Raw genomic sequence first — 14,447 nt, forward strand, 5'->3', positions numbered from 1 at the left:
ATGAACCCACTGCTCGGCGCGTGGGACCTCATGAGCTTCGAAGTCTTCCTGGAACACGGAGATTCCGTGTTCCCCTATGGGCGTGAACCGTTCGGGCTCGGGATCTACACCGCGTGCGGAATGGTCTCCGCACAGCTCGCCCCCGGGCCCCGGACGGCGACCCCACCCTCCCCCTTGCCCGGCATCCCGGCCTACTGCGCCTACGTCGCCCGGTACACCATCGACGCCGAGCGGAACTCCGTGGAACACCACGTCATCGCGAGCACCGTCGAGGAGTGGGTGGGGACCGTACTGCACCGGACCTACGAGCTCGACGGGGAGTTCGCGCTCTTCCGCCCCTCGACCTCCAACAACTCCACTCCCGGCCGGCCAGTTCTGATCTGGCGGCGCCGCACCGAAAGGATCGGCCATGAGTGACGCGGAAAACCTCCGGCTTGTGCACCGGTGGCAGCACCTGTACGACCGTGACGTGCACCAGTGCCTCGACGAATGCTACGCGGACGGCTTCGTCGTCATCGTGCCCGGACTCCTCACCATCACCGACCGCACCGTCTTCCACGCCATCGAACAGACCGTCCTGGACGCGGCACCCGACCGCGTCATGCACATCGACGAGACCGTCCCGGTGGGAGACCGGGTCATCGTCCGGGCCCGTGTCCGCTACACCGACCATGCTTCGTCGAAGCCCATGGAGGGATGCTTCTGCAGCATCCTGAGGATCCTGGAGGGAAAGATCACCGAAGACATCACCTACCTCGACCGGACGACCTTCTGCGGGATCCGGGAACTCCACGAAGCGGGACTCCTCGCGGAAGCGCCCGCCGCGAAACCGGCGCGGCAGCGGCCGTAGGCCTCACCTGGTGGAACCATGACGACGAATCAACGGCACACCGCCGTCGTCTGCGGACTCGGTGCTTCCCTGCCGCCGGTGTCCCTGTCCAACGAGGACGTGGTCCGCGAAGGACGGCTCGGCGTCACGGACGGATGGATCCGCGAACGCACCGGCATCGAGTACCGCCGTCGCGTCACGCCGGGCATCAGCACCGGCGACCTGGCGACGGCCGCAAGCCGCGCAGCGACGGCCTCCGCCGGCGGGCCGCCGGCCGACGCGGTGCTGCTGGCCACCACGACGCCGGACCGGCACTGCCCCGCCACCGCCCCCGAGATCGCCCAGAGGCTGGGGCTGGGTCTGGTGCCGGCCTTCGACCTGGCGGCCGTCTGCTCCGGGTTCGTCTACGCGGTGGCCGTCGCCGACGCCCTCATGGCGACCGGCCTCTGCCAGCGCCCCCTGGTCGTCGCCGCCGAGACCTACTCGACGATCACCGATCCGCAAGACCGGGACACGGCGGCGATCTTCGGGGACGGAGCCGGCGCCGTGCTGCTGCGCCGCGGCGATCCGACCGAGGCCGGCGCCCTGCGGGCCGTCGACCTGGGAAGCGACGGCGCCCGCGGCGACCTGATCGAGATCGCGGCAGGGGGCTCCCGCAGGCCGGCCTCCACCGCGCGGGAGGAACGGAGGCCGTGGTACCTCCGGATGGAAGGCCGCGTCGTCTTCCTCCACGCCGTCCGCCGGATGACCGAGTCCGCCCGCCGGGCGCTGGAGCGGGCGGACTGGCCGGTCGACTCCGTCGAGGCGTTCATCGGTCACCAGGCCAATCAGCGGATCCTCGACTCCGTGGCCGAGCAGATCGGCATCGCGCCCCAGCGGAACTTCGGAAACATCAGGGTCGTCGGCAACACCGCCGCCGCCTCGATTCCGCTCGCATTCGCGGCCACCGCGAGCCAGGCCGTGGTACGCCCCGGCGCCCGCACCGTGATGACCGCCTTCGGAGGCGGCCTCACCTGGGGTTCGCTGGCTCTGACCTGGCCCGCCGTGCAGCCGTGTGAACTCGGACCCGAGCTCCGCGAGGACACCCGGGCGCTGACGTCCGTACCGCGCTTCATCCGGTCCAAGTGAGCCTTCCGGCGAGGGCCGACGCGTAGGAGCCGACGTGGCCCAGCGGTGCGCCGGTCGCGGTGGGCGGGTAGCCGAAGGCTTCGACGAGGGCGTCGGTGTGGTCCGCGAGGGTGTCGCAGAGTTCGTTGAGGGCGTCTTCGGTCGAGCGGTGGTGCCCGGTCTCCAGCAGCCCCTCGCCGATCAGCCGGCCGGCGGCGCGTTGCTGGTGGCGCAGGGCGTGCACCGCCGTCAGGGTGTGCAGCAGGGACCGGGCCCGCGGATCGGCCACCGCCGCGGTCGTCGTGACGGCGGCCTCCAGGGCGCGCCGGTCGGCGTGTGCCCGCCCGGCCTCGCGGGCGGTCTCCAGGTGGGGGTTCCACCGGTCGAACGAGTCGCGGGACCGGGCCACCTCCCCGGCGACGGCGTCGGACAGTTCGGCCACCAGGCGGTACTCCAGGGACCGGGCGAGGAAGAGCCACCGTCGGGGATCCGTCGGCGACGCCACGTCAGGGGCGGTCGGCGGGTGTCGGATGTCCGGGGCCGCCACCAGCGCCCGAGCGGTGTCGAGCAGGGTGAGAAGGTTGTTCCCACCCGCGTCGTTGAAGACGTGGCCGAGCCCTTCGTAGGACTGGAAGCGGTTGACCGCCAGTTCTCCGGCCACCCCGCAGCGCAGGCGGCACTCGGCGGCGGTCTCCTCGGCCGCCCACGCGGCGACGGCCTTGGCCAGGGCGAGGGCCCGGTTGGCGGGGGCCCAGGGCGCCCAGGTCATGGGGGCCGTCGCGGCGGTGCCGGGCGACCGGCGGCCGCGTATCCGGTCGCTCCAGTCGCGGGCCGCGTCGTTGGCGAGGCACGTCGCCACATAGGACGTGGCCAGGGCGCCGAACAGCGCGCGCCGCTGGGTGCGGTAGTTCAGCAGGACGGACTCGGGGGCGATCCTGGCCATCGTGCGGCGCCGGACGGAGTGACCCAGGGCCAGGGCGGCCGAGGCCCGGCCGACCGCGGCGAGGGCGACCGAGGCCATCGCCCAGACGTTCTCGGGCCCGACCAGCGTACGCAACAGCCGCAGGTCCGGGTCACCGAGCGGGTCGTGGAAGGCGCCGTCCGGGTCGATCCGGGCGGTGTCCCGCAGCCACGCGATGTAGGGGAGGCGGACGTGGTCGAAGCCGGCCAGGGCGTAGTCGAACGGGACCAACGGGATCTCCGCCGGTGAGGACATCCGGACGCCGGGCCGCGGGCCGGCCCCGTCGCTGAGCATCAGGACGAAGGGGAAGACCCCGCGGTCCGCTCCGCCGACCACCAGCCGGGCGCACACCACCCCGAGTTTCGGGCGGTCGCTGATGCCCGCGTTGGTGAACTTCAGCGCGCCGTCGTCGGGGGTGTGCAGGACGAACTCGCGGGCCGCGGGGTCGAAGACCGCCTCCGTGCGGACCGCGAGCTGGCTGTTGCCCGCGCCGATCTCGGTGATCATGAAGGCTCCGGCGAGGCCACCGGATTCCAGCGCCCGGAGGTAGCCGACGGCGGTGGGGTCGTCGTGCGCGAACTCGGCCAGGGTGCCGATGCACAGCGCGTAGTGGATGACGGTGGCGATGCACAGGGAGGGGTCGACCACGGCGGTCCACTCCGCGAGCGCCAGCAGGGCGGCCGGGTCGGTGGAGTCGATACCGCTGGCGGGCAGGTGCCGCACCAGCCGGGCGAGCCGGTCGTACGTCGAGCGGTGGAGGTCGAGGGCGCGCAGGCCTTCGGCGGGTCGGAGGGCGTCCTGGGTGAGCAGAGAGGCGACCGCAGCGCGGGTGCCGGGAGCGACGGGGCCGGCGAGTACGTCGGTGATCGCCCGGACGGTGTCGCGGTGCTTCGCGGGTTCAGGCATCGGGCGGACTCCCTTCCCCCGGTGGGTTCGGGTCGCCAGCGAAGATCCGGCCGGGGTCGCCGGACAGCGGGGCGACGGTGCGTGCGTCGGGCGAGACCGCCCGCAGGCAGCGGCACAGGGTGTCTCCGACACCGACTTCCACGAAGAGCACGTCCGGTGAGGTCGGAAGCCTCCGCAGGGTCTCCAGGAGGTGCACGGGCTCGGTCACGCAGTCGGCGAGCGCCCGGTGCAGGTCGTCCGCGTCGGTGTACCGGCGGCGTCGTACCGGGGAGAGGACCGGGGTGCGCAGCGGGCGTTGGGGCAGCGGGCGCAGGGCGCGCAGGAAGCGGTCCGCGGACGGGCCGAGTGATGGGTGGTGCATGCCGTAGGGCATGGGTAGCTTCAGCAGGTCGGGGACGTCGTGCTGTCCGGTCTGTTCGAGCAGGGCGGTGATCGCGGTGTTCGGGCCGCTGACGATGCTCTGTCGGGGGGTGTTGAGGCAGGCGAGGACCAGGTCGTCGCGGCCGGTCCGGTCGAGCAGCCGGAGGGTGTCCTGCTCGCCGGCTTTGACCAGGACCATGGCTCCTGTGCCCTCGTGGGGGCGGAACGTGTGGTTGAACGCGCAGACCGCCCGGGCGCCGTCGGCGACATCGAAGGCCTCGGCACAGACGAGGGCGGCGATCTCGCCGAAGCTCTGCCCGACGACCAGTTTCGGTCTGATCCCGACGGCGGCGAGTGCCCGGTCCAGGGCGATGGCCGCGGCGTAGTGCGCCAACTGGGGGGTGTCCGGGGCGAGGGGAAGGGGTCGGTCGGGGCCGAGGAGTACGTTGCGTACCGGGTCGAAGTCCTGCTGAGCGGCGATCGCGTCGACGGTGTCGAGTACGCGGTCGATCGGTGCGCGGACCGCGGGCACGTCGCGGTGGAGTGCGGCCAGGGCGCCGGCCGGGTGGCTGCCCTGGCCCGGGACGAGGAAGACGACGCCGCCCGGGCCGGGCCGGGTGGTGCCGTGGCCGGCGCCGGTGTTCATCGGGTCCTCTCGGCGGTCCAGGTCAGGACGGTGCTGCCCCAGGTGGCGCCGGCTCCGAAGGCGACGATCAGCACGCGGTCGCCGGGTTGGAGGCGGCCGTCGTCGGCGGCGCGTGCCAGTCCGAGGGGTATGGAGGCGGCACCGATGTTGCCGGGCAGGTCGCCGACGACGACCACGCGTTCCGGGGGGATGCCCAGGTCCTCGGCCGCCTGGCGGAGCAGGACCGGGTTGGGCTGGTGGGTGACGAGCAGGTCGATCGCGTTCAGGTCGAGGCCATTGCGGGCGAGGGCGTCGGCGACGGCGGCGGGGAAGATCTCCAGGATGAAGTCGCGCACCACGCGGCCGTCCATACGCACCCGGTGCAGGCCGTCGGCGATGGTGCGCGCGCAGGCGGGAAGGCGGCTGCCGCCGGCCGGGATCAGCACGTCGTCGGCCATGGCGCCGTCGGAGCCGAGGGTGATGGCGGCGAAGCCTGTGTCGTCGGGTACGTGGCCGAGGACGGTGGCGGCCGCGCCGTCGCCGAAGAGCACGGCGGTGGTGCGGTCGGCGGGGGAAAGGAAGCGTGAGTAGACCTCGACGCCGACGACCGCCGCGTAGCGCCCGCCGCCTCCCACGCCGGTCCCGGTCTCGGCCCGCAGCCAGTCGTGGGCCACGCGGGCCCCGAACAGCCAGCCGGAACAGGCCGCGCCGATGTCGAACGCCACGGCGTTGGAGGCGCCCAGCAGGTGTTGCACCCGGCAGGCGCAGGACGGTCCCAGCTCGTCCGGGGTGGAGGTGGCCAGGACCAGGAGCCCGAGGTCGGTGGCGTGCAGGCCGATCGGGTCGAGGGCCCGTCGTACAGCCTGCGCGGCAAGGTCGGAGGCGGCCTGCTCGGGTGCGGCGACATGGCGTCGCAGCACGCCGGTGCGCTGCCGGATCCAGCCGCGGGGGACGCGCACGGCGGTCTCCACTTCCTCGTTCGTCCTGATCTGCGCCGGCAGGTAGGCGCCGGTGGCCAGGACGCCGACGCGGGGCGCGGTCATGGTCGGACCTCCTTGCGTACGGTGGACAGCAGGGCGGACAGCGTGCCGCGCGTGCCGCAGTCGATGAACGCCTCGGGGCTCTCCAGGAGCAGGGTGCGCAGCGCGTCCGCGAAGCGCACCGGGTGGGTCAGATAGCAGGTCGCGGTGGCACGGATCTCGTCCGCGGGGGGTGAGGAAGCGGGAGCGGTGGGCGCTGTAGACGCGGGTCCGGGGGATCGCGGCGGGAACCGTCCGGGTGGCTTGGAGACGTGCCGGCGCGCGTGGCGCAGGGCCGGCTGGTGGTAGGGCCAGGCGGTGGCCGGCTGGGCGGTGCGCCACCCGTGGGCACGGGCCGCCGCCGCGAGCGCCGCCAGTTCCTCCTCCGGACCGACCCAGGTGCTCTGTCCGGGGCCGTTGTCGGCGGCGAGGCGGATGCTCCGCAAGGCTGCGGCCCCGATCGTCTGTCGGACCCGCGCCTCGGGCGCCCCGACGGCGAGCATCGCCCCGGCGGCGGGCGGCCACCCGCGCAGGGCCCGGTTGACCGCGCACAGGATGTCGACGCCTCCGCCGAGCGTCAGGGCACCGGCGGCGACCAGAGCGGTGGCCTCGCCGAGGCTGTGGCCCAGCACGGTGTCCCCGGGAGCCGGGGCCGGCGGGGCCAGCCGACGGAAGCGGGCGAGCGCCGCGGTCATCGTCGCGATGTGCACCAGGTCGTAGTGGCCGGCGCGCAGCAGTTCGCGGGCGGTCGGCCCGTGCGGGTCCGTCAGCAGCCCGCTGACCGGTTCCACCCCGTGCCCGGCGCAGGCCCGGTCGGCCTGGAGGAGGGTGTCGGCCACCACGGCGCTGTCGGCGATAGCCGTGAGGGCGCCCGGAACGAACGACCCGTCGCCGGGGAAGAGGTAGACGCTCCCGCCGGAGTGCTCCGGCTGGAGCGGACCGACGGCGGGGGTCATGGGATCCGCACCACCTGGGCGGCGCAGCTCATCCCGGCGCCGAAGCCGACCAGCAGGGCCAGCCCGTTCGCGGGCAGCCGTCCGTCGGCGCGCAGTGCGTACACGGCGAGCGGCACCGACGCCCCCGAGGTGTTGCCGCTGACGCGGATGTCGTCGGCCACGGCCACGTGCGCGGGCATGTCCAGCAGCCGTACGAGGGTCTCGGTCAGCCGCTGGTTGGCCTGGTGTGGAACGAAGGCGTGCAGGTCGGCCCATTCCACGCCGGCCACGTCCATCGCCCGCCGCGCGGCGGCCGCGGCGTTGGCGATCGCCCAACGGGCTACCGCCGTCCCCTGCATCCGCAGGTACGGGCGGGATTTCCCCGAACTGTCGTTCAGGGTCGGCCGTGTTTCCAGGGCGTCCGCGCGGGTTCCGTCGGCGCACCACGCCACCGGTCCGATGCCGCACTCGTGCGCGGCCCTGACCAGGGCGGCTCCGGCTCCGTCGCCGAACAGGGGCGCGGTGCCGGGGTCGTCGGGATCGACGATGTCGAGCATCCGGTCCGCGCCGATGACGAGCACCGATCGTGCTGTACCGGCCGCGATCAGGCTGCGGGCAACCTCCAGGCCGTGGCAGAACCCGGCGCAGGCCGCCGCGAGGTCGAAAGCGGCGGCGCGGGCGCCGATCGTCGCGGCGACGCGGGCGGCGACGGCGGGGGTCTGCTGCGGGTTGGTGATGGTCGCGAGTATCACGCAGTCGAGGTCGGCGGCGTTGGTTCCGGCAACCAGCAGCGCGTCCTGGGCGGCCTCGGCGGCCATCCGTTCCAGGGGCTCGCAGTCTTCGGCCCGGTGGCGCCCCTGCACCCCGGTCCGGGAGGTGATCCACTGCTCGTCGACGTGGAGCCGGGCGGCGATCTCGGCGTTCCCCACGCGCGTGCGCGGGTGGTGGACGCCGATGCCGGCGATCTCACCGGGTGTCCCGGGCGGTGCCGTCAGCCGCGGCCCGCCGGGGTGGCCGCTGGTCATGGCTGCCTGGCCAGGGCGGCGTTGACGAAGGCCAGGGTCAGGCGGGGAGTGCGGAGGTCGTCGACGGCCGCGTCGGGGATCGGGACGGCGTAGCGTTCCTGCAGCCGGTCGGCGGTCTCGATCAGGGCGAGGGAGTCGACGCCCAGTTCCTCGAAGGGCAGGTCCGCGTTCTCGGGAGTCAGGGTGGTCCCCCATTCCGGGATGGCGCTGTCGATGATCTCTTGGAGAGCGGCGAGGGTGAGGTCGGCCATGGGAGGACTCCCTTCCGAGAGTGTGCGGTTCCGGCTGGCCGGAGGGGCCCGGTCCGGGAGATCGGCTCCTTTCTGCCTCTGCCGTTCGGTCAGGTGGCGGGGACGGGTTCGTAGCGGGCCTGGAAGAAGCGCAGGTGGCGCGGTTCGTAGGTGAAGCGCAGGCCGTGGGTGATGGACCGGCGTTCGCGGTGCAGGCCGATGACGGCCTCGGCCACGACGTCGAGGTGGGCCTGGGTGTAGACGCGGCGGGGGACGGCGAGGCGGACGAGTTCCAGGGCGGGGGCGCGGTTCTCGCCGGTCTCGGGGTCGCGGCCGGCGGAGACGATGCCGCGCTCCACGCCACGCACGCCCGCGTGGAGGTAGAGCTCGGCGAGCAGGGTCTGGGCGGGGAAGAGGCGTTGGGGGATGTGGTCGAGGATGGTGGCGGCGTCCAGGCAGACGCAGTGGCCGCCGATGGGGCGGACCACGGGGACGCCGGCGTCGATGAGGCGCTGGCCGAGGTAGGCGACCTGGGCGATGCGGGCGCGGATGCTCTCCTCCTGGACGGATTCGGCGATGCCCTGGGCAATGGCCTCCATGTCGCGGCCGGCCATGCCGCCGTAGGTGTGCATGCCCTCGTAGAGGACGACCAGGCCGCGTGCCTGCTCGGCCTGGTCGGGGTCGCGCAGGCCCAGCCAGCCGCCGATGTTGGCGAAGCTGTCCTTCTTCGCGGACATGGTGGCGCCGTCGGTCAGGTCGCACATCGCGTGCAGGATGTCGGCGATGCTGCGGTGGTTCCAGCCCGGCTCGCGCTGCTGGACGAAGTAGGCGTTCTCCACGGCGCGGGCCGCGTCCAGGATGACCATGATGCCGTGGTGGGCGGTGAGTTCGCGCACCCGGGTGAGGCAGTCCATGCTGACGGGCTGGCCGCCGGCCATGTTCACCGGCGCGCCGACGCACACGTAGGGGATGGTGTCGGCGCCGACCTCGCCGATCAGCTTCTCCAGCTTGGCCAGGTCGACGTCGCCCTTGAAGGGGCTCTCGTCGGCGGGGTCGTGGGCGGCGTCGACGATGACGTCGTGGAAGGTGCCGCCGTTGAGCTCCTGGTGGGCGCGGGTGGTGGTGAAGTACATGTTGCCGGGGACGTGGTGGCCTGGGCGGATGAGCATGCGGGAGAGCAGGTTCTCCGCGCCGCGGCCCTGGTGGACGGGGATGACGTGCTCGTAGCCGTAGTGGGCGCGCACCGCGTCGCGCATCCGGTAGAAGCTGGTGGCGCCGCAGTAGGACTCGTCGCCGCGCATCAGGGCGGACCACTGGAGGTCGGACATGGCGTTGGTGCCGGAGTCGGTGAACAGGTCGATGTAGACATCCTCGGCGCGCAGCAGGCACGGGTTGTAGCCGGCCGCGCGCAGGGCGGTCTCGCGTTCCTCGCGGGTGGTGGTGCGCAGCGGCTCGACCATCTTGATCCGCCAGGGCTCCGCCGGGTAGGCGGCCGTCATGGGTACCTCCTGCTGGTGTGTGCCGTCGGCCGGGCCCGTGGGCTACTTGACGGCCGTGATGAGGCCGTGCGGTGTCCAGGAGGCGGCCGTCGTGCGGGTGATGGCGGACGGGTCGAAGCCGGCCTCGCCCAGCCACTGTTCGTACTGGTACCAGGGGTAGATCATGCCGCCGCGGGCGGGCAGCGAGGCGAAGTAGACGCTGTCCAGGGCCGCCATGAGCGGGCCGTCGCCCCGGTCGTCGGAGAAGGAGTTGAAGATGACCACCCGGCCGCCGTCGGGCAGGGCCTTGTGCGCCTGCTGGAGCAGGGCGAGGTTCTCGTGGGGTTCCCAGATGACCAGCTGGTGGGCGAACAGCACGCAGTCCGCTGCGGGGAAGGAGTCCTGGAACATGTCGCCCTCGTGCACGGTGATCCGCTCGGCGAGCCCGCTGTCCGCGATCCGTCGGCGTGTGAGGGGCGCGGTGGCGGGGATCTCCAGGATGGTGATCCGCAGGTGGGGGTGGGCGTGGGCGAGCGCGATGGCGTTCACCGCGTCGCCGCCGCCGACGTCGAGCACCGTCCCGGCCGCCGCGAAGCCCTCGTGGGCCAGCAGGAGGGGGTTGGACAGTTCCGACCAGGCGCGCATGTACTGGTAGAAGACGCGTTCGAGCTCCGGGTTCTCGGCGAACCGGTGGTAGAGGTCGCGGCCGGTGCCGCGGATCCGGCGCAGCCCGACGTTGCTGTTCTGCCGCAGGGACGCGGTGAAGTCGGCCTGCGCCTCGTAGACGATGTGCGCCTCGAAGGCCACCACGCTGGCGAAGCGCGGCCACTGGCCGTCGCTGAAGAGTGCCTCGATGGCGGGGGCGTTGCGGTATCGGTCGTCCTCGCGAACGGTCAGGCCGAGCGCGGTCGTTCCGAGCAGCAGGATGTCGGTGGCGCGGTCGGCGAGCGCCAGCCCGCGGCCCACCTCCTGCCTGGTGCGGCCCGGCCGGTCGCGCAGCAGGTCGAACAGGCCCAGCTCGCAGCCTGCGTTGAGGTACTGGAAGGCGGCGTGCCCGAAGAGCACCGGCGTCAGGTCCTCCAGAGCCAGAACCGGGGTGGTGGTCATGGGTGGTTCCTTCGTGATCCTTCGTGGGACGGCGGGAACGCGGGGGTCAGGGCCGGACCCTGCGCGCGACGAGCGCGCCGGTGGTGGGCGCCCCGTCCAGGGACAGCACACGCTCCGTCACCAGGCCCTTGTCCCGCAGCCACGCGCTGTACTCGGCCACCGTGTAGTTGCGGCCCCAGGTCTCCACCAGCATGTTCAGGCTCATCAGCGCGGCCGGGACGGGGCCGCGCTTGTCGTCGTCGACGAACGACTCGCAGATGACCAGCAGGCCGTTCTCCGGCAGCGCCTCGGCGCAGGCGGCCAGGATGCGCCGGGCGTCCGTCTCGCCCCAGTCGTGCAGGATGTTCGAGAGCAGCACCGTGTCGTGGCCGCCGGGGAGCGGGGTGGTGAAGAAGTCCCCGCCGACGAGGTCGATCCGCTTTTCCAGGCCGGCCGCGGCGATCCGGGGGCGCGTGAGCTCGCAGACGAACGGCAGGTCGAAGACGGTGACCCGCAGCGTGGGGTGGTGCCGGCACAGCTCGACGGCGAACGCGCCCCCGCCGCCGCCCACGTCCAGGACCCGGCGCACGGCCGTGAAGTCCAGCTTCTCGGCGAGCCGGCGGGCGGTGAACGCGGACAGTGCGTGCATGCCCTCCCAGAAGTGCTCCAGCATCACCGGGTCGTCCGGCGCGAACAGCGACTCCTGGCGCACCGGGTCCCAGCTGACCGGGTGGTTGCCGCGCAGGGAGTCGGCCAGCTTGAGGTAGGCGGGGTACTCGTGCTGGTCCACGACCGTCACCCAGCCCCCGAAGTAGTACGGCTTGCCGCGCACCAGGAACTCCTCGGACATCTCCGAGTTGCGGTACGTTCCCGCGTCGTCGCGCCGCAGCAGTCCGAGTGCGGTGCAGGCGGTGAGCAGCAGCTCGGCGGGCCGTTCGTCGATGCCGTGCCGTGCGGCGAAGCGCGCCACGGTGGTCGTGGTGCCGGACAGTTCGGTGAACAGCCCCAGCTCGGTCGCCAGGGCGAGCGCCTTGAACGCGTGCACCCCGAACGTCAGGTTCAGCAGAGGGAGCGGAACGGCCTGGGTACTCATGGGGGTCCTCCGGAGAGCGTCGGACACCACCGCGCACACGGGCGGAGGTGTCCGCACCGGCCCTCCCAATGTACTGCGCGGGCGCCTGCGTCGCGCGACCGCGCGAACACGGGGCGCAGGCGTCCGGGGCGCGTGGGGTGGCGGCTGCGGAGTTTTGGCGAGGCAGTGACCATGACCAGAAACCACCCATCCAACCACCGGCTGCGGGCCCTGCTCGACGAAGCGGCGCTGAGCGGGGAGGGCCTGGCCCGGGCCGTGAACCGGGCCGGCGCGAAATGCGGCGTCGTCCTGCGCTACGACCGGACCTCGGTGAGCCACTGGCTCGCTGGCTCCCTCCCCATGGAACCGGTGCCCGCGCTGCTCTGCGAGGTGCTCTCCCGGCGCCTGGGCCGCCCGGTGGCCCCCGATAGCACGCCGGCCTCGCCCGGCCCGCCGCCTCGGGCCTGGTTGTTTCGCCCCGTCGGATCTATCCGGCGGGGCGAAGTGCTGCGAAGTGGCCGGTGCGGGTGCGGGCCCGGGGCGTGTCGGTGAGGTGGGCGTCGATGCGCGCGAGGTTGATCGCGGCGCCGGTGAGTTGGTGTTGGAGGCTGGTCTTTGCCAGGCCTCGGTAGCGGGATATGCGCAGGCCGCAACGGCCGACTACCTGAGAGATGGTGCCCTCCACTCCGGCGCGGATCTTTTAGCGGTCCTTCCAGGCATCGGCCTGCTGCTCGGTGCGGGCGGCGTGGACGGCCTCGTGTTCGGCGCGGTGCCGCAGGGTGATCTCACGGCGTTCGGCCTTCGGTGAGCTGACGCGGTCACGCAGGCTGGGGCAGGTTCGGCAATGGGCCGGGCTGAAGCGGACCCGGATCACCGGCAGGCCCTGCTGCGAGTGCCGATGGTGCCATTGGGTGCTGGTCACGCCGTGCGGGCAGGCCACCTGCTCGCGTTCCCAGTCGATGGTGAACGCGTCCTGCCCGAAGCCGGTGCCGGCCTGGGCGGTGGTGTCGGCCGCCATCGGCCCCCGCGCGTCGACACCGTGCTCGGTTCGGGCGGTCACGACCTGGGCGGCGGTGGGGTATCCGACATCGACCCAGTGCTCGCCGGGCAGGCGGTCGCGTTCGGCGAGGCTTCGGTGGATGGTCTCGCCCATCACGCTGTCGGTGACCGTAACGACGGTGGTGGCCACGTTCGCGACCAGGTTCGGACCGTCGGTGCCGCAGGTCTCGGTGAGGTGGACTTTGTATCCGTCCCACATGGTGTCGCGCTTCACGCTGCCGCGGGCCTCGATGTCATAGGGGGTGACCAGGCGCATCGCGCCCGGCGGCCGGTCTTTTGGGTCCCGCCGCACCACCCCGCCCCCGCTCAGGTGGAAGTGCTGCACCCAGATCCGCCGTAGGATCTCCACCTGCTCCAGCTCGCGCGGTCCGGCGGGTGCGTCGGGCGAGGCCACGGCCGCGAGCATCCGCACGCCGTCCGCCCCGATCCGCAGGCCGACCTCGGCCCGCTTGGTGCGGGCCTTGGGGAATCGGGAGTCCTCGGCCCGGGTGGCGTAGTCCTGAACCAGTACCGGTCGGCCACCTCCCGTAGCCAGTCGGGAGCGGCGAGCGCGAGTGCGTTCAGCGCCGAACACAGCGTCTCGGAGACCATCTCCAGCCAGTTCAGCTCGCGGGCCGCCGACAGCACATGCGTGGAATCGGTCCGGGCCTTCCCGCCCGTGGCCAGCAGGTTCTTCTCCCGGGCTGCGGCCAGGACGCCGTCCAGCACCCGCCGTCCGGCATCCGCCCCGGCCAGGCGGTCCCGGAACTCCGAGAGCACCGAGAAGTCGAAGCCCGGATCACCGGGTTCCAGCCCGAGCGCGTACTTGAAGTCGATCCTCGCCCGCACCGCCTCCGCGGCCTGCCGGTCGGTGAGCCCTTCCACGAACTGCAACACCAGCACCAGCGCGAGTCGGCCCGGTGACCCGGCAGGTTTCCCCCGAGCCGGGAACAGATCAGCGAACTGCGCGTCAGTGAAGAGCACCCCAGCTTGTCCCGGACCCGGATCGCCAGGCTCCCCTTCGGGAACGCAGCCCGAGCCACCGCACCGTCTCCACCGGGATCTCGTCCGGCTCCTTCGACCGCATCGACATAGACACCCTCCCCAAACGACAACGTCGGCTCCCAAGACCACAACCAGGTCTTGGGAACCGACGTCACGCACAGGCCCGAATTGGCCAACAGCATCCCACCACGGTCCCGGGCCCCTGGGCGTATGCCCGTCGGAGGGTCAGTTGGTCTGGTAGCGCGCGGCGGTGAAGTCGAAGCCGGGCGTCAGGTCGGGCTTGGTCACGGTGGCGGTGCCGGCCGTGACCAGGCGGTTGCTGGAGTCGAGGGCGACGCCTCGGGCGGACGCGCCGCCGGTGCCGAACGGCGTGGTGACGATGCCCGACGTGCCCCAGTTGGTGTCGAGGAGGCCGTTGGAGGTGTACCGGAGCACGGTCTGCACACCGGTGTTGGGGTCCAGCGGGAAGGGCGAGATCTCGCCGCTCTCGCCGGCCGCGTAGATCTTGCCCGCCGGGCCGATGGCCACGGAGCGGGCCTCGTCGCCGAGGAGGGTGATCTTGGTGGTGGTCTTGCCGAGGGTGCCGAACGAGGTGTTGAGGCTGCCGTCGGCGTTCAGTTCGGTCAGGCCGAAGGCGCCGGCCCCGATGATGTTGAACGGGTCGGGCGACTGCGCCAGTCCGGCGAGGACGATCTTGCCGTTGTTGCCTCCGTTGGTCAGGGCGAGGCTGAAGGCGAGGTCGGACAGCAGTCCGAAGGAGACGTTGGTCGA

Annotated in this window: 12 protein-coding genes and 2 pseudogenes; 3 read left to right on the forward strand and 11 right to left on the reverse strand. The window is 72.5% G+C overall.

Annotated features, from left to right (window positions below; all coding sequences use genetic code 11):
- From ACFXAM_RS08905 to ACFXAM_RS08915, 3 genes are read left to right on the forward strand one after another with little or no spacing between them, the layout of a single operon-like run.
- Nucleotides 1–417, forward strand: a complete 417-nt coding sequence (locus tag ACFXAM_RS08905) for a lipocalin-like domain-containing protein (protein ID WP_380288932.1) — start codon at nucleotides 1–3, stop codon at nucleotides 415–417.
- Nucleotides 410–850 (forward strand): nuclear transport factor 2 family protein, encoded by a 441-nt coding sequence (locus ACFXAM_RS08910; protein ID WP_380288934.1) that lies wholly within the window; start codon nucleotides 410–412, stop codon nucleotides 848–850. Before ACFXAM_RS08905 ends, ACFXAM_RS08910 begins: the two co-directional genes overlap by 8 nt.
- Before the next feature lie 18 nt (nucleotides 851–868).
- Nucleotides 869–1,957 (forward strand): beta-ketoacyl-ACP synthase 3, encoded by a 1,089-nt coding sequence (locus ACFXAM_RS08915; RefSeq protein ID WP_380288936.1) that lies wholly within the window; start codon nucleotides 869–871, stop codon nucleotides 1,955–1,957.
- Here the strand turns inward: ACFXAM_RS08915 and ACFXAM_RS08920 are convergent.
- The 11 genes and pseudogenes from ACFXAM_RS08920 to ACFXAM_RS08970 form a co-directional block, all read right to left on the reverse strand.
- On the reverse strand, nucleotides 1,941–3,803 hold the full coding sequence (locus ACFXAM_RS08920; protein WP_380288938.1) for an acyl-CoA dehydrogenase: 1,863 nt from the start codon (nucleotides 3,801–3,803) through the stop codon (nucleotides 1,941–1,943). The two genes, ACFXAM_RS08915 and ACFXAM_RS08920, sit on opposite strands and share 17 nt — an antisense overlap.
- Nucleotides 3,796–4,809: an ACP S-malonyltransferase gene (locus ACFXAM_RS08925; RefSeq protein WP_380288940.1), complete on the reverse strand. Its 1,014-nt coding sequence runs from the start codon at nucleotides 4,807–4,809 to the stop codon at nucleotides 3,796–3,798. The genes ACFXAM_RS08920 and ACFXAM_RS08925 overlap by 8 nt, the downstream gene beginning before the upstream one ends.
- Nucleotides 4,806–5,831 carry a 3-oxoacyl-ACP synthase III family protein gene (locus ACFXAM_RS08930; RefSeq protein WP_380288942.1) on the reverse strand — a complete coding sequence of 342 codons (1,026 nt, stop codon included), beginning with the start codon at nucleotides 5,829–5,831 and terminating at the stop codon, nucleotides 4,806–4,808. Before ACFXAM_RS08930 ends, ACFXAM_RS08925 begins: the two co-directional genes overlap by 4 nt.
- Entirely contained in the window at nucleotides 5,828–6,763 is a 936-nt protein-coding gene (locus ACFXAM_RS08935; RefSeq protein ID WP_380288944.1) for an acyltransferase domain-containing protein, read from the reverse strand. Before ACFXAM_RS08935 ends, ACFXAM_RS08930 begins: the two co-directional genes overlap by 4 nt.
- The gene (locus ACFXAM_RS08940) at nucleotides 6,760–7,767 is read right to left on the reverse strand and encodes a beta-ketoacyl-ACP synthase 3 (protein ID WP_380288946.1); all 1,008 of its coding nucleotides are present in this window, start codon (nucleotides 7,765–7,767) and stop codon (nucleotides 6,760–6,762) included. Before ACFXAM_RS08940 ends, ACFXAM_RS08935 begins: the two co-directional genes overlap by 4 nt.
- Nucleotides 7,764–8,018, reverse strand: a complete 255-nt coding sequence (locus ACFXAM_RS08945) for an acyl carrier protein (protein ID WP_380288948.1) — start codon at nucleotides 8,016–8,018, stop codon at nucleotides 7,764–7,766. Before ACFXAM_RS08945 ends, ACFXAM_RS08940 begins: the two co-directional genes overlap by 4 nt.
- Nucleotides 8,019–8,107: 89 nt before the next feature.
- Nucleotides 8,108–9,496 (reverse strand): tryptophanase, encoded by a 1,389-nt coding sequence (locus ACFXAM_RS08950; protein WP_380288950.1) that lies wholly within the window; start codon nucleotides 9,494–9,496, stop codon nucleotides 8,108–8,110.
- A 42-nt stretch (nucleotides 9,497–9,538) separates the two neighbouring features.
- On the reverse strand, nucleotides 9,539–10,582 hold the full coding sequence (locus ACFXAM_RS08955) for a methyltransferase (protein ID WP_380288952.1): 1,044 nt from the start codon (nucleotides 10,580–10,582) through the stop codon (nucleotides 9,539–9,541).
- Nucleotides 10,583–10,628: 46 nt separating this feature from the next.
- Nucleotides 10,629–11,654, reverse strand: a complete 1,026-nt coding sequence (locus tag ACFXAM_RS08960; protein WP_380288954.1) for a methyltransferase — start codon at nucleotides 11,652–11,654, stop codon at nucleotides 10,629–10,631.
- A 466-nt stretch (nucleotides 11,655–12,120) separates the two neighbouring features.
- Nucleotides 12,121–13,764: pseudogene (locus ACFXAM_RS08965) on the reverse strand (IS1182 family transposase).
- 137 nt (nucleotides 13,765–13,901) lie between these two features.
- A pseudogene (locus ACFXAM_RS08970) lies at nucleotides 13,902–14,447 on the reverse strand (hypothetical protein); the annotation flags it as partial.

The organism is Kitasatospora sp. NPDC059462 (assembly GCF_042749955.1).
In the GTDB taxonomy this organism is placed as follows: domain Bacteria; phylum Actinomycetota; class Actinomycetes; order Streptomycetales; family Streptomycetaceae; genus Kitasatospora.